Source organism: Sphingobium sp. IP1 (genome assembly GCF_002708645.1).
Classification (GTDB): domain Bacteria; phylum Pseudomonadota; class Alphaproteobacteria; order Sphingomonadales; family Sphingomonadaceae; genus Sphingobium; species Sphingobium yanoikuyae.
The window spans coordinates 1-17,604 of the sequence record NZ_NOIW01000107.1 but is presented as its reverse complement, the minus strand read 5'-3'; the positions used below and the strand labels follow the sequence as shown (position 1 = coordinate 17,604).

17 protein-coding genes, 1 tRNA gene, 1 pseudogene and 1 other annotated feature are annotated in these 17,604 nt (G+C 65.0%); of the genes and pseudogenes, 15 read left to right on the top strand and 4 right to left on the bottom strand.

Features of this window, described 5'->3' with window-relative positions; genetic code table 11:
* The 3 genes and pseudogenes from CG471_RS24530 to CG471_RS24520 all read left to right on the top strand — a co-directional run.
* Positions 1–432, top strand: a pseudogene (locus CG471_RS24530) (hypothetical protein); the annotation flags it as partial.
* A gap of 158 nt (positions 433–590) precedes the next feature.
* Entirely contained in the window at positions 591–1,115 is a 525-nt protein-coding gene (locus CG471_RS24525; RefSeq protein ID WP_099234088.1) for a tol-pal system YbgF family protein, read from the top strand.
* Positions 1,116–1,395: 280 nt separating this feature from the next.
* Positions 1,396–2,613: a calcium-binding protein gene (locus CG471_RS24520; RefSeq protein WP_099234087.1), complete on the top strand. Its 1,218-nt coding sequence runs from the start codon at positions 1,396–1,398 to the stop codon at positions 2,611–2,613.
* 241 nt (positions 2,614–2,854) lie between these two features.
* Here CG471_RS24520 and CG471_RS24515 read toward each other — a convergent pair whose 3' ends face one another.
* The gene (locus CG471_RS24515; protein WP_099234086.1) at positions 2,855–3,181 is read right to left on the bottom strand and encodes a hypothetical protein; all 327 of its coding nucleotides are present in this window, start codon (positions 3,179–3,181) and stop codon (positions 2,855–2,857) included.
* A gap of 43 nt (positions 3,182–3,224) precedes the next feature.
* On the bottom strand, positions 3,225–4,823 hold the full coding sequence (locus CG471_RS24510; RefSeq protein ID WP_099234085.1) for a M28 family metallopeptidase: 1,599 nt from the start codon (positions 4,821–4,823) through the stop codon (positions 3,225–3,227).
* A gap of 108 nt (positions 4,824–4,931) precedes the next feature.
* Between CG471_RS24510 and CG471_RS24505 the strand changes: the two genes are divergently transcribed.
* From CG471_RS24505 to CG471_RS24490, 4 genes are all read left to right on the top strand, one after another.
* Positions 4,932–5,726: a head GIN domain-containing protein gene (locus CG471_RS24505; protein WP_099234084.1), complete on the top strand. Its 795-nt coding sequence runs from the start codon at positions 4,932–4,934 to the stop codon at positions 5,724–5,726.
* Positions 5,678–6,409 carry a GIN domain-containing protein gene (locus CG471_RS24500; protein ID WP_099234083.1) on the top strand — a complete coding sequence of 244 codons (732 nt, stop codon included), beginning with the start codon at positions 5,678–5,680 and terminating at the stop codon, positions 6,407–6,409. The genes CG471_RS24505 and CG471_RS24500 overlap by 49 nt, the downstream gene beginning before the upstream one ends.
* Positions 6,410–6,514: 105 nt before the next feature.
* Positions 6,515–7,786, top strand: coding sequence for an ammonium transporter (locus tag CG471_RS24495; protein WP_099234082.1), 1,272 nt, complete (start codon positions 6,515–6,517; stop codon positions 7,784–7,786).
* A 7-nt stretch (positions 7,787–7,793) separates the two neighbouring features.
* Positions 7,794–8,657: a glycosyltransferase gene (locus tag CG471_RS24490; RefSeq protein WP_099234081.1), complete on the top strand. Its 864-nt coding sequence runs from the start codon at positions 7,794–7,796 to the stop codon at positions 8,655–8,657.
* A gap of 49 nt (positions 8,658–8,706) precedes the next feature.
* On the opposite strand, the gene CG471_RS24485 is transcribed toward CG471_RS24490, so the two are convergent.
* Positions 8,707–10,038 (bottom strand): MFS transporter, encoded by a 1,332-nt coding sequence (locus CG471_RS24485; RefSeq protein WP_010338183.1) that lies wholly within the window; start codon positions 10,036–10,038, stop codon positions 8,707–8,709.
* Positions 10,039–10,225: 187 nt separating this feature from the next.
* On the opposite strand from CG471_RS24485, the gene cyoA reads away from it, so the two are divergent.
* From cyoA to CG471_RS24445, 8 genes are all read left to right on the top strand, one after another.
* Entirely contained in the window at positions 10,226–11,341 is a 1,116-nt protein-coding gene (gene cyoA, locus CG471_RS24480; RefSeq protein WP_080727212.1) for a ubiquinol oxidase subunit II, read from the top strand.
* A gap of 5 nt (positions 11,342–11,346) precedes the next feature.
* Positions 11,347–13,347 (top strand): cytochrome o ubiquinol oxidase subunit I, encoded by a 2,001-nt coding sequence (gene cyoB, locus CG471_RS24475; RefSeq protein WP_004207841.1) that lies wholly within the window; start codon positions 11,347–11,349, stop codon positions 13,345–13,347.
* A 5-nt stretch (positions 13,348–13,352) separates the two neighbouring features.
* On the top strand, positions 13,353–13,976 hold the full coding sequence (gene cyoC / locus CG471_RS24470) for a cytochrome o ubiquinol oxidase subunit III (RefSeq protein WP_004207842.1): 624 nt from the start codon (positions 13,353–13,355) through the stop codon (positions 13,974–13,976).
* Complete coding sequence (cyoD, locus tag CG471_RS24465; RefSeq protein WP_004207843.1) at positions 13,973–14,389, top strand: cytochrome o ubiquinol oxidase subunit IV; 417 nt, start codon at positions 13,973–13,975, stop codon at positions 14,387–14,389. The genes cyoC and cyoD overlap by 4 nt, the downstream gene beginning before the upstream one ends.
* Complete coding sequence (locus CG471_RS24460) at positions 14,386–15,111, top strand: SURF1 family protein (protein WP_099234080.1); 726 nt, start codon at positions 14,386–14,388, stop codon at positions 15,109–15,111. The genes cyoD and CG471_RS24460 overlap by 4 nt, the downstream gene beginning before the upstream one ends.
* Positions 15,108–16,442, top strand: coding sequence for an ATP-binding protein (locus tag CG471_RS24455; protein ID WP_004207845.1), 1,335 nt, complete (start codon positions 15,108–15,110; stop codon positions 16,440–16,442). Before CG471_RS24460 ends, CG471_RS24455 begins: the two co-directional genes overlap by 4 nt.
* Positions 16,432–16,965, top strand: a complete 534-nt coding sequence (locus CG471_RS24450; RefSeq protein ID WP_010338178.1) for a response regulator transcription factor — start codon at positions 16,432–16,434, stop codon at positions 16,963–16,965. Before CG471_RS24455 ends, CG471_RS24450 begins: the two co-directional genes overlap by 11 nt.
* Before the next feature lie 64 nt (positions 16,966–17,029).
* Positions 17,030–17,103, top strand: a tRNA-Gly gene (locus CG471_RS24445).
* 167 nt (positions 17,104–17,270) lie between these two features.
* Positions 17,271–17,356, top strand: a sequence feature (AL1L pseudoknot).
* On the opposite strand, the gene CG471_RS30790 is transcribed toward CG471_RS24445, so the two are convergent.
* The coding region (locus CG471_RS30790) for a hypothetical protein (protein WP_180275793.1) at positions 17,283–17,604 on the bottom strand (322 nt) is incomplete at its 5' end. It overlaps the preceding feature by 74 nt.

Below are 17,604 nucleotides of genomic sequence, written 5' to 3'. Positions count from 1 at the left end.
GCCCAGATCGCGGGCCAATGGGCGTTCAGCCAGCACCAGACCGTGATCCGCGATTTCAGCACCCGCACCCTGCCGATCCGCACCTGGAACCTGTGCATCCCCGACGGCACGATCGACGCGACGATCGAAACCATGCTGGACGACAGTTTCGCCGGCCCCGCCACGTCCAGCTATTGCCGGCAATGGAAACTGAACGGCGACGGCGCCGCCATACATGGCAATCAGCGTTGCTGGCTCGGGCCGGGGGTGCGGATGCAGGGCAAGCTGGAAGGCGAAATCGGTCCGCGCAGTGTCGAGATAAAACGCAACATCCGCCTGTTCGAGGTCAACAGCGCGCCCGCCCGCGATCTGGGCAGCCCCATGGGTGGCGACGCAGAATTTCTCATGTCGATCACCGGCACCCGCGTCGGCGATTGCAGGCCCCGGCGCTGAGCGCGGCTCGGTGTCGAGCCGATAGCCATGTGGCTGGAGAAGGCATCGGATATCGAACAATTGGCCCGGATTGCCGGCAACAGTTCCGAATTGAAACCAAAATTGACAGACCCCTGCTGTCACCATAACCTCCTTTCGTCTAGCGAAGGAGTGCCCCGATGCGTTTCGCGTTTGTTCTACCGGTAATCGCTTCCGTACTGGCCACCCCGGCGACAGCCCAGTCGCCCGATCAGGCCCGCTCTTACGAAGGGCTCCGTCCCAGCTGGGACAATCTCTACAACGTCGATTCGGGCGTCTATGGGGATTTTCGATCGCCGCAATATGGCCAGGTCCGCCATTTGATGCAGCAAGGCCATTATGCCCAGGCCGACAAGGCGCTGGACAGGATCATGAGCGGATCGAACGATCTTGAGGCGCGCTTCCTGAAAGGGGTGACGGCGCTGGCGCTCAACAATCCCGAAGGCGCACGGCGTTATTTCGAACGGGCATTGCCCCATGGGCGCAGCGGCCATCCCGGCGCCATGTCGGGCCTGGCGCTGGCCGAAATCCGCCTCGGCAATCCCGATGCAGCGCGCGACCTGCTCCAGAAGCTGGAATATCAGAAGGGGAAATGCGCCGCCAACTGCGATCGGGCGCAGGCCATCGATCAGGCCATTGGTGTCGTGACCAAGGCGCTAGGCTGACCAGCAGGCCCGGCAACCATTCCCTGCCGGGCCAGTCACGACTAGGGCGCCTCCATAGATGGCGACATGGAATTTCTCATGTCGATCACCGGCGCCCGCGTCGGCAATTGCAGGCCCCGGCGCTAGCCACGCCAGACCACGCCAGCACCATAGGGCAAGCCCTGCGCAATTGGCCGCCATGCTTTCCAAGCCGGGCAGATCGATATAATATCGCGCGCACAAATCCGCCGTCCCGTCATCGGTCCCGCGCCAATATGGGACTGGAGAAGGATCGACCGTCATGGCCAATCGCTACGGAACCAAGAATAACAATATTCTGAGCGGCACCACCGGTCGCGACCGGATCGTCGGGCGCGGCGGCAATGACATTCTCTATGGCCGCGGCGGCCGGGACGTACTGCTCGGCGGATCGGGTGGAGACCGCATCCATCTCGGCATTGCCAGCCGCTATTCGGACGTGTTCGGCAGCCGGATCGACGGTGGCGAGGGCACCGACCTCGCTTATCTCTACCTCAGCGAAATGACGCAGAAGCTGAAGATCCTGCCCAATTTCGAACGCATTACCGCCGATGCGGGCGACGGCACAGCCCCGCGCACCCTGGTCACGATCCACGGCATCGAAGTGCTGATCGCCTATCTGGGCACGGGCGACGATTATGTCCTGCTCGGCCCTCGCGAGGCGATCATCCGGGCCGGCGATGGCAGGGACAGGCTGATCGGCGGCGACATGCACGACGATTTCAGGGGCGATGGCGGCGATGACGTGCTGTTCGGCCGGGGCGGCGGCGACAGTCTGGATGGCGGCGCGGGCACGGATCTCATCCTTGGCGGCGCCGGCGCGGACGACATTGTCGGCGCCGACGGTGCCGATCGCCTATATGGCGGCGATGATCGCGATACGCTCTCGGGTGGCAACGGCGATGATCGCATCCATGGCGATGCCGGCGATGACATACTCTATGGCGGGTCGGATGCGGACATAATGTTCGGCGATGATGGCGCCGATATCCTGTGGGGCGAATGGGGCGACGACCGGCTCCATGGCGGCAGCGGCAATGACCAACTCGATGGCGGTGAAGGCCGCGACATAGTGGACGGAGGCGCCGGGGACGATGCCGTCGCCGGCGGCGCGGGCAATGACAGGATCTATGGCGGCCTCGGCGCCGATCGCCTGCTCGGCGGCGCCGGCAAGGATCGCTTTGTCTGGCGCGACCTGGCCGAAGGCGGCGATACCGTCCGCGATTTCGAACAGGGCGTGGATCGGCTGGTCGTGGCCGGCCGCGCCGTTGGTGGCCTGACCAGCGTGGACGACAGCAATTTTTCCAGCAATGCCAACGGCGTGGCAATCGATGCCAATGATCGATTCCTCTATGCGCAGAACAGCAGGATGCTGTTCTTCGATCCCGATGGCAACGGCGCGGCCCCCGCTACGCTGATTGCCCAAATTCAGTTCAGCGTCGGCATCCAGCTTTACGCCAGCGACATCGTCATTGGATGAAGCCGGCGTCGCGCAGGCGCACCCGCCAGCAAAGTCAAACCCATAACCGATGGATTATCTTATTTCGTCCATCTGTTCCCTAGAGCATCGTGCGCAAAAGTGGGAACCGGTTTTGCGCTTAAAACGATGCGGCAACAAAAACTTAGAGCGCGCTGCGTCGGATATAACGCAGCACGCTTTAGAGCGTTTTCTAATCAGGTGGAATTACCTGATAACTCGGAAAACGCGTTAAACCAAAAACTTAGAGCAACCGATCTGATGCAGTCGGATCGGAATTTGCTCTGGCCGCCCTGGCTTCGGCGCAAAATTCCCCCGCCTCCCGGCAGCGCCGCTCCATCTTCTCGACGGCCGCCTTCCATTGCTGCAGGACATAGGGGTCTCCCGCGATCGAGGGAGAGAATATCCGTCGGCCCGATGGCTGCGATGCCGGCCCGCCCGACGACATGGCAGAAGGCGGCGCCTCCTGCCGATGCGCCGCGCGCTGTGACACCCCTATGCCCAGCAGGAAAAAGCCCGCCGCCCCCAGCACCAGCCCGCATCCGGTCAGCACGCGCCTGGCCTGGTTCATGATCGTCTCCGCCGCTCGCCCTGCGCCCTATTTCACGAACCGCCTATTTCACGAACCGCTTGAAGAAGCTGTCGCTGTTCCAGCTCGGCCGCGTGTCCGCATTGGCGACCCCCAGCGTCACCGCGGTCACATAATCGTTCAGCTTCGCCGTCTCGGCCGGCATCACCGGCTGGTTCGCGTCGTCGAAGGGCGAATGATAGATGTTCGCGCGCCACGCCTTCTCCACCGTCGCTTCCGGCGTCCCGGCCTTGAAACCATATTTGAAGAACAGCGCCGGTATCCCCTCGCGGATGAAGGCATATTGGTCGGACCGGATGAAGACGTTGCGGTCGGGGAAGGGATCGGGCGTGATCGGCAGGCCCATCGCCTCGCTCACCGCCGCCGCATCCTGGCCCAGGCTGCTCTGGTCATAGCCAACCGGGGTCACGCTGGTCAGCTTGAAGATCGGCAGCGCCATGTCGAAATTGAGGTCGGCGACGATGCTCTTGCTCGGCACGGTCGGCCGCCGCGCGAAATAGCGCGATCCCAGCAGGCCCTTTTCCTCGCCGGTGACGATGGTGAACAGGATGGATCGTTTCGGCTTCACCTTGCCTGCCTTCAACGCCTTGGCGATCTCGATCAGGCTGGCGACGCCCGACGCATTGTCCAGAGCGCCATTATAGATGGCGTCGCCCTTGATCGGCGTGCCGACGCCATAGCCGTCCAGATGCGCCGACAGCACGACATAGTCCTTGGCCAGCTTGGGGTCGCTGCCCGGCATCACCGCCACCAGATTGGGCGAGGACAAGGCAACCCGCCTGGCCGCGACCGCGGCCTTGAGCCGCAGCGTCAACGGGAAGCTGGCAACCGGCTTGGACGCATCGGCGGCCGCCGCGATCGCGGCGAAATCCTGGCCGCTGCCGGCGAACAGGTCGGCCGACCGGGCCGGGTCGAACTGGGCATTGAGGAAGGGCGTCTGCGTGTCGCGCATCGCCACATCCTCATAATAGACCGCCGGCGCGCTCGCCAGCGCCTTGCGCCGGTCCCAGGGAATCTCGACCTGCCCCGGCGTCACCAGGCTGATCATGCCGACCGCCCCCTGCGCCGCCAGCCAGTGGCCCCGTTCCGATCGGGCATGGGATTTGAGCGCGCCGCTGATCTCCGCCGGCCCGCCCGAAACGACCACCACGATCTTGCCTTTCAGGTCCAGCCCGGCAAAATCGTCATGGCCCACTTCGGGCAGATGCAGGCCATAGCCGGCAAACACCATCGGCGCGTCGATCGCGCCGGGCACCGGGCCGCCGCTGCCGGAAAAGATGATGTCGCCCGGCACCGCCAGCGCCGTCTCGCCACGCGCGCCGATCAGGCTCGCCCTGCTCTCGCCCGACAGCACCGTCTGCTCGACAAAGGCGATCGGCTGCTTGTAGCCCTCGACCCCGGCGGGTTTCAGCCCCAATGCCTGAAACTGGCCGATCACATAGTCGGCCGCCTTGTCATAGCCCGGCGTGCCGGTGCCGCGCCCCTGCATGTCGTCCGCCGCCAATATCTGGACATGGCGCCACCATGTCGCGCCGCGCGCCGCCAGATCATCCTCAGCCGGCGCGGCGCTGGCCGCCGCTCCCATCATCGCGACCAGCGGCAGGGCGGAAAACAGCTTGCGCATCGGTGGAATACCCTTCTTTTATCCTGCAGATATCATGCCTTATCCTGCCCGACGAACAAGGGGGCTTGGAACCGCCACGGCAAGAGTGTATTGTAAAGATAATACAGCATGGAGATAATGATGCCGCGCCTGCCCCTGTCCCACCACCTGTCCCGTCACCTGACCCTCGCCACCCTGCTCGCCGTCGGTCTTGCCACCAGCGCCTGCTCGCGCGGCAACGATCATCAGTCCGGCGGCGGCAACGGCGACTCCCCGGCCGCCGCCAGCACCCCGCAGGACTGGGCTGCGCTCAAGGATTTTCGCCGCATCGACGTGACCGGACCTGACAATGTCGTCGTCACCATCGGCCCCAAATTCTCGGTCACCGCCGATGGCGATCCCAAGTCGGTCGCCCTGCTCGACATCCGGACCAAGGCCGACACGCTCCAGATCGGTCGCAAGTCCGAAGGCCTATGGAACAAGGTCGACGGCGGCAAGGGCGCGACCATCCATGTCACCCTGCCCGCGATCCGCGCGATCGACGTCACCGGCTCGGGCGACTTCACCCTCGACAAGGCGGAAGGGACCGAACTCGCCCTCTCGCTCACCGGCTCGGGCGATCTCGACATCGGCCAGGTGAAGCTTGGCAGCCTCAAGGCGGAAATCACCGGATCGGGCAGCATCCCCCTCGCCGGCACCGCCGATCAGGGCGAATTGTCAATCACCGGCACCGGCGACATCGATGCCGCCGGGCTGAAGCTCGGCCGTGCCGCCGCCGAAGTCATGGGCACCGGCGACATGGACTTTGCCTCCGACGGTCCGGTCGCTATCAAGATCATGGGCACCGGCGACGTCAAGGTGAAGGGCAAGGCGCAATGCACGACGAACACGATGGGACCGGGCGAGGCGCATTGCGGCCCCTGATGCTGGCAGCGGCGGCGGCACTGGCCGGGGCTTCCCCTGCCGGCGCCGCCACCCGCGGCTATACCATCACCAGCTTCGACCAGATCCGCGTCGACGCCCCGGTCACGGTCATCATCACCACCGGCACCGGCGTCTCGGCACGGGCGGAGGGAGACCAGCGCGCGCTCGACCGGCTGCGCGTCGATGTCTCGGGCCGCCTCGCCATCATCTCGATGGAGCGGCCCGAACCGGGTGAAAAGGGTCTTGGCCCCGCGACCATCCGCCTCTCCACCGGCGAAGTGAACCGCGTCGTCCTGACCGGCGGCGGCGCCGTCGCGGTCAGCGCGATGAAGGGCCTCAATGGCGAGATCGTCCAGGGCGGCAATGGCGATGTCAGCGTCGCGTCGCTCCAGCTCGACAATCTCCAGGTCACGCTCGCCGGCGGCGGCCGCACCATGCTCGCCGGCACCGCCGGCGTCGCCAATCTGCGCATCAGCGGCCCCGGTGCGATCGTCGCCGACCATCTGGTCGCGCGCCAGGCCGCGATCCTCAACGACGGCTCGGGCAATGTCGCCCTCACCGCCAACGGCCCGGTCAACATCCGCTCGACCGGATCGGGCGATGTCAGCGTCGCCGGCAAGCCGATCTGCACCGTCGAAAATGAAGGCACCGGCCGCATCCAGTGCGGCGCCGAGGGCTTCTGAACGGCGCGGCGGCGGATCACCGCGCCGGAACATTGCCATGCTTATGGAAGTCTTTACCCTGCCCGCGCTAGTCAGGGCGACCTGACCCCAACCGGACCTTCCTCCATGCGCCCAGCCCTTGCCCTGCCCGTTCTTGCCGCCCTGTTGCTGGCCCAGCCGGCCACGGCCCAGGTGGCGGCACCCGACAGCGGCGACACCGGCTGGATGATCGCCTGCGCCCTGTTGCTGCTGCTCGCCGCGCTGCCGGGCCTGATGCTGCGTCATGCGGGGCTCGCCAATGTCCGCCACGGACTTGCCGCCATGGCCCAGACGCTGGTCGCCGCCGCGACGATCCTGCTCGGCTGGGGTCTTGCCGGCTACAGCCTTGCCTATGCGCCAGGCAGCGAATGGCTGGGCGGCGGCAGCAACCTGCTGCTCGCCAATCTCGCCCCGCTGCGCGACGGCCTCACCGTGCCCGAATCCGCCTTCGTCCTGTTCCAGATGGGCTTTGCCGTGCTGGCCGGCGCCATCGCCGTCGGCGCGATCGCCGGCCGCGCCCGTCTTGGCTGGGTCGCCGCCTTCGCGCCGCTCTGGCTGCTGCTGGTCTTCGCTCCCATCGTCCACTGGATGTGGGGCGGCGGCTGGCTGGCCCAGCTTGGCGCGATGGACTTTGCCGGCGGCCTGGTCGTCCATGTCCTCGCCGGCTTCTCCGCCCTTGCCCTGGCCCTCGTCGCCGGGCGCCCCCGCGATGCCCAGGGTGGCGGCCATGCCCATATCCTCGCCATCGCCGGCGGTGCGCTCTTCTGGGTCGGCTATGCCGGTGCGGTCGGCGGCTGGGCGCTGGGCGCCACCGACGATGCCGCCACCGCCATCCTCAACCTCTTCTTCGCCGCCTGCGCCGCCAGCCTCGGCTGGGCACTGGTCGACCGGCTGCTCGGCGCCCATGCCAGCGCCACCGGCCTGCTGTCCGGCGCCATTGCCGGCCTCGCCGCCATTTCCGCATCGGCCGCCCTGGTCGGCACCGGCGGGGCGATGCTGATCGGCCTTGCCGCCGCGATCATCGCCCGCATCGGCGCCGGTTTCGCGAGCACCTGGATCGACGATCCCGCCCATATCTTCGCCGTCCATGGCCTGGGCGGGGCGACCGGCGCGCTGCTGCTGCCTTTGTTCGTCCTGCCCCTGCTCGGCGGGGTCGGGTTCGACGCCGGCATCACCGCCACCGCCAGCCTGCTCGCCCAGGCGATCGGCCTGATCGTGATTGCGCTGTGGGCGCTGGTCGGCACCGCCATCGCCGCGCTGATCGTCTCGATCCTGGTCCCGCTGCGCGCCACGCCCCAGGCCGAAGCCGATGGCCCGGATGCTGTCGAGCATGGCCAGCAGGGCTGGGACTTCCGCTGATCCCGCCATGGCCGTCGCCGTCGCCATCTTCGCCCATCAGGAGGAACGCCGGATCGCCGGCTGCCTCGGCTCGCTGCCGCTCGACCGCCCGGACACCATCTTCCATGTGCTGGTGAACGGCACCACCGACCGCACCGTGGCGCGTGCCCGCGCCGCCGCCGCCGGCCGCGCCCATGTGATCGTCCATGACATCGCCGCCGGCGGCAAGTCGCGCACCTGGAACCATTTCGTCCATCACCTGCTCACCGGTACGGAGGATGCCGTCATCTTCCTCGACGGCGATGCCCAGATCGCGCCCGGATCGATCGACGCGCTGGTGGCAGACCTTGCCGCCCATCCCCAGGCCAATGCCGCCGCCGGCATGCCGGTCAATGGCCGCGAAGTGGAAACCTATCGCCGCAACCTGCGGATCGAGCGTGGCATCTTCGGCGATCTCTATGCCCTGTCCGGCCGCTTCGTCGCCGCCATCCGGGCGAGTGGCCTGCGCCTGCCCAACGATCTGGTCGGCGATGACGGGCTGGTCGCCTCCTGGGCGCATACCGATCTGGCAAGCGATGCCGACTGGCAATTGGAGCGGGTGCTGGCCTGCGAAGGCGCGGGCTTTGCCTGCGAACCGGTCGGCCTCACCCGGCCGCTGACCTGGCGGATGCATTACAAGCGGCTGATCAACTATTCGGTCCGCTATTATCAGAACCGCATCGTCTCCGACATCATGAGCCGGGTCGGCCCCGCCGGCCTGCCGCGCGAACTGGTCAGCCTCTATCCCGACTGGCTGCCGCGCTGGCGTCCCCGCTCCGGCCCGATCGGCTGGTTCGACCGCAAGGGCCTCGCCCGGATGAAAGCACGGGTCGCAGCGACAAAAAAAGCGTGACCGGCCGGGCCGATCACGCTTCCCATTTTGCCAAGGCCGTCGGGCAGGATCAGCGATCCCGCGCCGCCAATTCCTTGTTGACGTAGAGCGCCACCATCGTCGCAACCGCGCCCGACAGCAGGTAGATGCCCGACGCGGCCAGACCGAACTTCACCGACAGCAGCAGCGCCAGCAGCGGCGCGAAGCCGGCACCGACCAGCCAGGCCAGATCCGACGTCAGCGCCGAACTGGTATAGCGCGCCTCGGTCGCGAAGTTGGACGCCACCACGCCCGACGACTGGCCGAACGCCAGGCCCAGCAGCATGAAGCCCAGGATCATGAAGGCGACCTCGCCCAGATCCCCGCCATTGAGCAGCAGCGGCGCCACCACCGCGAAGATCGCGATGCCCAGGGCCGACCAGCCGAGCAGCGAGCGACGACCAATCTGGTCGGCGATGAAGCCCGACACCACGATCGCCAGCAGGCCGACCGACGCGCCGATCATCTCGATCACCAGGAAGCGATCGATCGGCTGATCGGTGAACAGTACCACCCAGCTGAGCGGAAACACGGTGACCATGTGGAACAGGGCAAAGCTCGCCAGCGGCGCGAACGCACCGATGATGATGTTGCGCCCTTCCGCCTTGACCGTCGGCAGCACCTGCGACGGCACCAGATCCTTCTGCTCGAACAGACGCTCGAACTCATGCGTCACCACGATGCGCAGCCGGGCGAACAGCGCCACGACGTTGATCGCGAAGGCGACGAAGAAGGGATAGCGCCAGCCCCAGTCGAGGAAGTCCGCTTCCGACAGCGTCAGCAGGAAGAAGGCGAACAGACCGCTCGCCACCAGCAGCGCCAGCGGCGCACCGAGCTGCGGCACCATCGCATACCAGCCACGCTGGTGCGGCGGCGCGTTGAGCGACAGCAGCGACGCCAGGCCATCCCATGTCCCGCCCAGCGCAATACCCTGCGCCGCGCGCAGGATCACCAGAACGACAGCGGCATAGTGGCCAATCGTCGCATAACCGGGCATAAAGGCGATCGCCGCGGTCGACCCGCCCAGCAGGAACAGGGCTGCCGTCAATTTGGTCCCGCGGCCATAGCGACGGTCGATCGCCATGAAGATCAGCGACCCGATCGGACGCGTGATGAAGGCGACGGCGAAGATCGCGAAGGAATAGAGCGTGCCCGTCAGGGCATCGACATAGGGAAAGACCAGGTTCGGAAAAACGATAACCGAAGCAATGGCGTAAACGAAGAAGTCGAAAAATTCGGAGGTGCGGCCAATGATCACACCAATGGAGATGTCTCCCGGTGCAATGCTGTGGTCGCGTGCATTGATTTTGCGCGCATCATCCTCAAGCGAACTGGAGGTGAAGGCAATGGCCTGTGAAGTCATAGGCATCCGCTCCCTGGCTGGGCCGACGGTGCCTGTTTTGGGTCTCCCGACGGCCAGAGAATGGCAACATAACAGAAAACCCACAGAGTCTAAGCAGTATCCCACATGTGAAACATTTTTTGCGTCCGCACATAATTGGACAAATTGCCCACTATCGCATGGCGTGCGGAATCGGTAACCGCGCGCCATGTCACACCCTCTCTCACCCAACTGGAGCCGGCTTCTGCGCTGGTCCTCCGCGATCCTTGCGGCGCCGCTGGCGGGCTGCAACTGGGTCGTGATGAACCCGTCGGGCGACATTGCGGTGCAGCAGCGCGATCTGATCCTGATCTCGACCGCGCTGATGCTCCTCATTGTCATCCCCGTCATGGCACTGGTCGTCTATTTCGCCTGGCGTTACCGCGCCGCGAACAAGGCGGTCGAAAAGGAATATGACCCCGACTGGGATCATTCCACCAAGCTGGAGCTGCTGATCTGGTCGGCCCCGCTCCTCATCATCATCTGCCTGGGCGCGCTGACCTGGGTGAGCACCCACAAGCTGGACCCCTATCGTCCGCTCGACCGCATCGACGCGCAGACCGCGATCGATCCCAAGGTCAAGCCGCTGGTCGTCCAGGTCGTGGCGCTCGACTGGAAATGGCTCTTCATCTATCCCGAACAGGGTATCGCCACCGTCAATGAAATGGCGCTGCCGACCAATGTTCCGGTCCGTTTCGACATCACTGCCTCGACCGTGATGAACAGCTTCTATATCCCTGAACTCGCCGGCCAGATCTATGCGATGCCCGGCATGAAGACGCAGCTCCACGCCGTCGCCAACAAGCCGGTCACCGGCACCGGCTTCTCCGCCAACTATTCGGGCGCGGGCTTCACCCACATGCGCTTCGGCTACAAGGCGCTGGACCAGGCCGGCTTCGACGCCTGGGTCGCCAAGGTGAAGGCCAGCAATGCGTCGCTCGACCGCAATGTCTATCTGAACCTGGCCAAGCCCAGCGAAAAGGCGCCCGTCGCCTATTTTTCGACCGCCGATGCCAAGCTGTTCGACGCGGTCGTCAATCTCTGCCCCAAGCCCGGCCAGCGTTGCATGGGCGAGCTGATGCACATCAACCAGATGGGCGGCGCGGGCAAGGAGTCGGCCAAGGAGACCGAAGGCCTCCAGTACGACTTCCCCAACAGCCATGTGATCGACCAGACCGATCGCAACGAGGGCAAGGAAACCGCCCCCGATGCGCCCGGTGCCGAAAAGGCCCCGGCCGATCACTCCTCTCACAGCGGCGCTGACGCGCACGCGCAGCATCGGTAAGAGACATGACCGGTACACTCACAACAGCACAGATGATCTTCGGTCGTCTGACATGGGACGCGTTCCCATGGCATGAACCCATCGTCGTCGCGACATTCTGCGCGGTGGTGCTGGGCGGCGCGGCCGTCGTTGCGGCGCTGACCTATTTCAAGCTCTGGGGCTATCTCTGGAAGGAATGGTTCACCAGCGTGGACCACAAGAAGATCGGCATCATGTACATGGTGCTGGGCCTCATCATGTTCCTGCGCGGCTTTGCCGACGCCGTCATGATGCGCCTCCAGCAGGCGCTCGCCTTCAACGGGTCCGAGGGCTACCTCAACGCCCATCACTATGATCAGGTGTTCACGGCCCACGGCGTGATCATGATCTTCTTCGTGGCGATGCCGTTCATCACCGGTTTGATGAACTATATCGTCCCGCTGCAGATCGGCGCCCGCGACGTCAGCTTCCCCTTCCTGAACAATTTCTCGTTCTGGATGACCACGGGCGGCGCGGTGCTGGTGATGGCCTCGCTGTTCCTGGGCGAATTCGCCCAGACCGGCTGGCTCGCCTATCCGCCGCTTTCGGGGATCGACTATAGCCCGGCCACGGGTGTCGACTATTATATCTGGGCCCTGCAGGTGGCAGGCGTCGGCACGACATTGTCGGGCATCAACCTGATCGCGACCATCGTGAAGATGCGCGCGCCGGGCATGTCCCTCATGAAGATGCCGGTGTTCACCTGGACCTCGCTCTGCGCGAACATCCTGATCGTCGCTTCCTTCCCGATCCTGACCGCCACGCTGGTCCTGCTGTCGCTCGACCGCTATGCCGGCACCAACTTCTTCACGAACGACTTCGGCGGCAACCCGATGATGTACGTGAACCTGATCTGGATCTGGGGCCACCCGGAAGTCTATATCCTCATCCTGCCGCTGTTCGGCGTCTTCTCGGAAGTCACCTCGACCTTCTCGGGCAAGCGCCTGTTCGGCTACACCTCGATGGTCTACGCGACCTGCTGCATCATGGTGCTCTCCTACCTCGTGTGGCTGCACCACTTCTTCACCATGGGCTCGGGCGCCAGCGTCAACAGCTTCTTCGGCATCACGACGATGATCATCTCGATCCCGACGGGTGCGAAGCTCTTCAACTGGCTCTTCACCATGTATCGCGGCAAGATCCGTTTCGAGCTGCCGATGATGTGGACCGTCGCCTTCATGCTGACCTTCACGGTCGGCGGCATGACCGGCGTCCTGCTCGCCGTTCCGCCGGCGGACTTCGTGCTGCATAACTCGCTGTTCCTGATCGCGCACTTCCATAACGTGATCATCGGCGGCGTGCTGTTCGGCCTGTTCGCCGCGATCAACTACTGGTGGCCCAAGGCCTTCGGCTTCAAGCTGAACGTGTTCTGGGGCAAGGTCAGCTTCTGGTGCTGGCAGGTCGGCTTCTGGCTCGCCTTCACCCCTCTGTACATCATGGGCCTGATGGGCGTGACGCGTCGCATGCGCGTGTTCGACGATCCGTCGCTGCAGATCTACTTCGTCATCGCCGCGATCGGCGCCGCCATCGTCGCGGCCGGCATCGGTGCGATGCTGCTTCAGTTCGCCATCTCCATCTGGAAGCGCGACGAACTGAAGGTCGAAGGCGATCCGTGGGATGGCCGTACCCTGGAGTGGGCGACCAGCTCGCCGCCGCCGGAGTATAATTTCGCCTTCACGCCGGTCGTCTATGACGCCGACAGCTGGGCGGACATGAAGAAGAATGGCTATCAGCGTCCGCTGACCGGCTATCAGGCGATCCACATGCCCAGCAGCACCGGCGCCGGCGTCATCCTTGCCGCCCTGTCGACCCTCTGCGGCTTCGCGCTGATCTGGTACATCTGGTGGCTCGCGGGCCTCAGCTTCATCGGCATCGTCGCGGTCGCCATCGGCCACACCTTCAACTACAAGCGCGACTTCTACATCCCCGTCGAGGATGTGACGCGCACCGAGGAAGAGCGCACGCGCATCCTCGCCGCTGGAGTCTGACTGACATGAGCAGCGCAACTGCAACCACGGAACCTCGGGCATATCATTTGCCCGAGGAGCCGCACCTCCACGAAGGCCACAGCACCATGCTGGGCTTCTGGATGTACCTGATGAGCGACTGCCTCATCTTCGCCATCCTGTTCGCCACCTATGCCGTGCTCGGCGGCAGCTTCGCCGGCGGCCCCGGCCCCAAGGATCTGTTCGACCTGCCGCTCATCGCGCTCAACACCGCGATGCTGCTCTTCTCGTCGATCACCTACGGCTTCGCCATGCTGGCGATGGAAAAGAACCGGATCAGCGCCACCCAGGGCTGGCTGTTCGTCACCCTCCTGTTCGGCGGGGCGTTCCTGTTCATCGAACTCTACGAGTTCTCGCACCTCATCCATGAGGGCGCGGGTCCGTGGCGTTCGGCCTTCCTGTCGGCCTTCTTCACCCTGGTCGGCACTCACGGCCTGCACGTGACCTTCGGTTCGATCTGGCTGATCACGCTGATGGTGCAGGTGGCCAAAAAGGGCCTGATCCCGGCCAACAAGCGTCGCCTGATGTGCCTGTCGATGTTCTGGCACTTCCTCGACGTCATCTGGATCGGCGTCTTCACCTTTGTCTATCTGATGGGAGTCCTGCGGTGAGCGACGCTGTCCATAGCCACAACGCCCACGGACATGGGCACGATCATCACGATGACCATCATGAAGAAGGATCGCATGGCAGCTTCGGCAGCTACATGATCGGCTTTGGCCTGTCGGTGATCCTGACGGCCATTCCCTTCTGGCTGGTGATGTCGGGCGTGCTGGGCAATCCCCAGCTGACCGGCATCGTCATCATGGCCTTCGCCGCAGTGCAGGTGATCGTCCACATGATCTACTTCCTGCACATGAACACCCGCGTCGAAGGCGGCTGGTCGTTCATGGCGATGATGCTGACCATCGTCCTGGTCGTCATCGTGCTGTCGGGTTCGATGTGGGTCATGTTCCACCTCAACGCGAACATGATGCCGCACGCCGACATGTCGGCGATGCACAATATGAGCGAGATGCCGTGACATCCGCGAAGATCGGGGGGCGCCGCCGGCGCTCCCCGCGCTTTACGATCGGCCTGACGCTGATCGCCCTCATCCTGTTTTCCGGTCTTTGCGCGCTCGGCAGCTGGCAGGTCTATCGCCTCGCCTGGAAGCGCGACCTGATTGCACGGGTCGACGCCCGCATCCATGCCGCGCCCGTCCCCGCCCCCCGCAGCATTACCAGCGACGACGAATATCGCCGCGTCACCGCATCGGGCCATTTCCTGCATGACAAGGCGGTGCTGACCCAGGCCGTCACCGTGCGCGGTCCCGGTTTCTGGGTGATGACGCCGCTGGTGACCGACGCCGGTTTCACCCTGATGGTCAATCGCGGCTTCGTGCCGCAGGACAATCGCACCCGCTACAGCCGGCCCGAAGGCACGGTCCAGATCGTCGGCCTGCTGCGCCTGACCGAGCCCAAGGGTGGCTTCCTGCGCAGCAATGATCCCGCCGCGGGCCGCTGGTATTCGCGCGATGTCGCCGCGATCGCCGCCGCGCAGCATGTCGCCCCGCCGGTCGCGGACTATTTCGTCGATGCCGGCGCCAATTGCGCGCCCGACACCGCGCCGGTCGGCGGCCTGACCGTCGTCCGCTTCCCCAACAACCATCTCCAATATGCCATCACATGGTTCATACTGGCGGCGATGGTCGCAGGCGCCTACATCTTCCTCATGCGTCGGGATCCAGAAGACAGCGCGGAATGAGCGAGACCCAAGCCGTCAGGCGCCGCTGGCTGCCCAGCCAGTGGCCCGCCGATGCCGCCGGTCGCAAGAATATGGCGCTGCTGATCCAGTTGCGCTGGATCGCGATCGCCGGGCAGCTGGTGACGATCCTCATCGTCCAGTTCCTGATGGGGGTGCGCCTGCCCCTCGCCCCGATGCTGCTGGTCGCCGCCGTCGCCGTGCTGGTCAACGCCGCCAGCTTTGCGGCGCTGCGCCCCCGGACCGACATCACCCGCGCCGAACTGTCGGTGTCGCTATTGTTCGACGTGCTGCTGCTGACCGCCCAGCTCTATCTGTCGGGCGGCGCGACCAATCCCTTCGTCTCGCTCTATCTGCTCCAGGTCGCGCTTGGCGTGCTGCTGCTCGACCGGGCGAGCGCCTGGGGCATCACCGCCGTGTCGGCACTGTGCGCCGGCCTGCTCGCGCTCGACTATCGCCCGCTCGACCTGAGCGACCGGCTGGCGGGCCGGCTGTTTGACCTGCATATCATCGGCACCTGGATCTGCTTCACCATGATCGCGGTGCTGCTGGTGCTGTTCATCACCCGGATCAACCGCAACCTCCAGGCGCGCGAAGCCTATCTCGCCAGCATGCGCCAGCATGCGGCGGAAGAGGAACATATCGTCCGCATGGGCCTGCTCGCCTCGGGCGCGGCGCATGAACTGGGCACCCCCCTCGCCCAGCTCGCCGTGGTGCTGGGCGACTGGCGCCGCATGCCCGAAATCACCGAGCATCCCGCCCTGGTCGAGGAAGTGGGCGAGATGCAGAGCGCGGTCCTGCGCTGCAAGGCGATCGTCACCGGCATCCTCCTTTCCTCGGGCGAGGCGCGGGGCGAGGCACCGGCCGTCACCAATGTCCGCGACTTCATCGAGGGGATTGCGGCCGAATGGCGCCGTGCCAATCCGGGCATGCCGCTGCGCTGCGACTTCGGCCCGCATGACTATCCGCGCATCATCGCCGACCCGGTGATCCGCCAGGCGGTCGGCAATCTGCTCGACAATGCGCGCGAGGCCGGCGCCACCTATATCGATCTGCTGGTCGGACGCGACAGCGCCTCGCTCAACATCGCGGTGCGCGACAATGGCAGCGGCTTTTCGCAGGCGATGCTGGAGGATTTCGGCAAGCCCTATCGCTCCAGCAAGGGCAAGGAAGGCCATGGCCTCGGCCTCTTCCTTGTGGTCAATGTCGTGCGCAAGCTGGGCGGCAGCGTATCGGCCAGCAATGGCGCCGATGGCGGCGCGCTGATCCTGCTGCGCCTGCCGCTCGATACCGTCGCACTGGAAGAGGAAAGTGACAGCGAAGATGACGGCTGAACGGCTGCTGGTGATCGTCGAGGATGACGAGGCCTTTGCAAAGACCCTCAAACGTTCGTTCGAGCGGCGTGGCTATGAGGTGCTGACCGCCGCCAGCCATGGCGCGCTGGAGGAGGTGCTCAAGGGCAACCGCCCCGGCTATGCCGTGGTCGACCTGAAGCTCGGCCCGGAATCGGGCCTGGTCTGCGTCCAGACGCTGCACGCCCATGATCCCGACATGCTGATCGTGGTGCTGACCGGCTTTGCCAGTATTGCCACCGCAGTCGAGGCGATCAAGCTCGGCGCGACCAACTATCTGGCAAAGCCGTCCAACACCGACGATATCGAGGCCGCCTTCGCCCGCTCAGGCGGCGACCCCGCCGCACCGCTGGCGCCGCGCCCAACATCGATCAAGACGCTGGAATGGGAACATATCCATGAGGTGCTGAAGGATTGCGACTTCAACATCTCCGAAACCGCCCGGCGCCTGGGGATGCACCGCCGCACCCTCGCCCGCAAGCTGGCGAAACGCCAGGTCGGCTAATTTCGCGCGCGTGCCCCAAGCCCCGTTGACCGCGCCCCATGGCCATGCCATGGCCGGTCCAGACGCGGGTGTAGCTCAATGGTAGAGCAGCAGCTTCCCAAGCTGACGACGGGGGTTCGATTCCCCTCACCCGCTCCAAAATCCTGTTTGGCGCAGGCCGCAGTTGATTGACGAATCCCTTGATTTTCGCCATTTTCAGGATGGCCGCTAGTTGCCAGTGATTGACCTTGCCTGTCTGGAATCGCGCAGGATGGAGGCCTAGGCCGCGAACTGTGGCCAGCCAATGAGATCTTGCGTAAAGCGTCGGCATATTTTGCTCAGGCGGCGCTCGACCGCCCGTTCAAACGATAATCGCCCTTATCGACGAGCATCGCGATGCATATGTCCGCCATGATCTCGACCAACGCAACCGACACCGCCCCCCAGCCCCCCACCCCCACCACCAGGTACGAACCGAAGAAGATGGTGAAACCACGGTGGTGCGCGCCGGCCCGCCCACCCAGGAGAGGCGCGGTTGGAAGCACAACGGATACGATCTCACCGTAGCCACTCCTGATTTTAACGAGCCCGCCCGCTCTCTTTGTCGTCGCCTCGCCGCCCGACGATCCAGCATTCTCCCCGATCCCCCCGACATTTTCC

What these genes read in the sequence shown, in the direction of transcription:
- CG471_RS24525 (WP_099234088.1), top strand. Translation starts at nt 591, where the DNA reads ATGCGTTTCGCGTTTGTTCTACCGGTAATCGCTTCCGTACTGGCCACC.
- CG471_RS24520 (WP_099234087.1), top strand. Translation starts at nt 1,396, where the DNA reads ATGGCCAATCGCTACGGAACCAAGAATAACAATATTCTGAGCGGCACC.
- CG471_RS24515 (WP_099234086.1), bottom strand. Translation starts at nt 3,181, where the DNA reads ATGAACCAGGCCAGGCGCGTGCTGACCGGATGCGGGCTGGTGCTGGGG.
- CG471_RS24510 (WP_099234085.1), bottom strand. Translation starts at nt 4,823, where the DNA reads ATGCGCAAGCTGTTTTCCGCCCTGCCGCTGGTCGCGATGATGGGAGCG.
- CG471_RS24505 (WP_099234084.1), top strand. Translation starts at nt 4,932, where the DNA reads ATGGAGATAATGATGCCGCGCCTGCCCCTGTCCCACCACCTGTCCCGT.
- CG471_RS24500 (WP_099234083.1), top strand. Translation starts at nt 5,678, where the DNA reads ATGCACGACGAACACGATGGGACCGGGCGAGGCGCATTGCGGCCCCTG.
- CG471_RS24495 (WP_099234082.1), top strand. Translation starts at nt 6,515, where the DNA reads ATGCGCCCAGCCCTTGCCCTGCCCGTTCTTGCCGCCCTGTTGCTGGCC.
- CG471_RS24490 (WP_099234081.1), top strand. Translation starts at nt 7,794, where the DNA reads ATGGCCGTCGCCGTCGCCATCTTCGCCCATCAGGAGGAACGCCGGATC.
- CG471_RS24485 (WP_010338183.1), bottom strand. Translation starts at nt 10,038, where the DNA reads ATGACTTCACAGGCCATTGCCTTCACCTCCAGTTCGCTTGAGGATGAT.
- cyoA (WP_080727212.1), top strand. Translation starts at nt 10,226, where the DNA reads ATGTCACACCCTCTCTCACCCAACTGGAGCCGGCTTCTGCGCTGGTCC.
- cyoB (WP_004207841.1), top strand. Translation starts at nt 11,347, where the DNA reads ATGACCGGTACACTCACAACAGCACAGATGATCTTCGGTCGTCTGACA.
- cyoC (WP_004207842.1), top strand. Translation starts at nt 13,353, where the DNA reads ATGAGCAGCGCAACTGCAACCACGGAACCTCGGGCATATCATTTGCCC.
- CG471_RS24455 (WP_004207845.1), top strand. Translation starts at nt 15,108, where the DNA reads ATGAGCGAGACCCAAGCCGTCAGGCGCCGCTGGCTGCCCAGCCAGTGG.
- CG471_RS24450 (WP_010338178.1), top strand. Translation starts at nt 16,432, where the DNA reads ATGACGGCTGAACGGCTGCTGGTGATCGTCGAGGATGACGAGGCCTTT.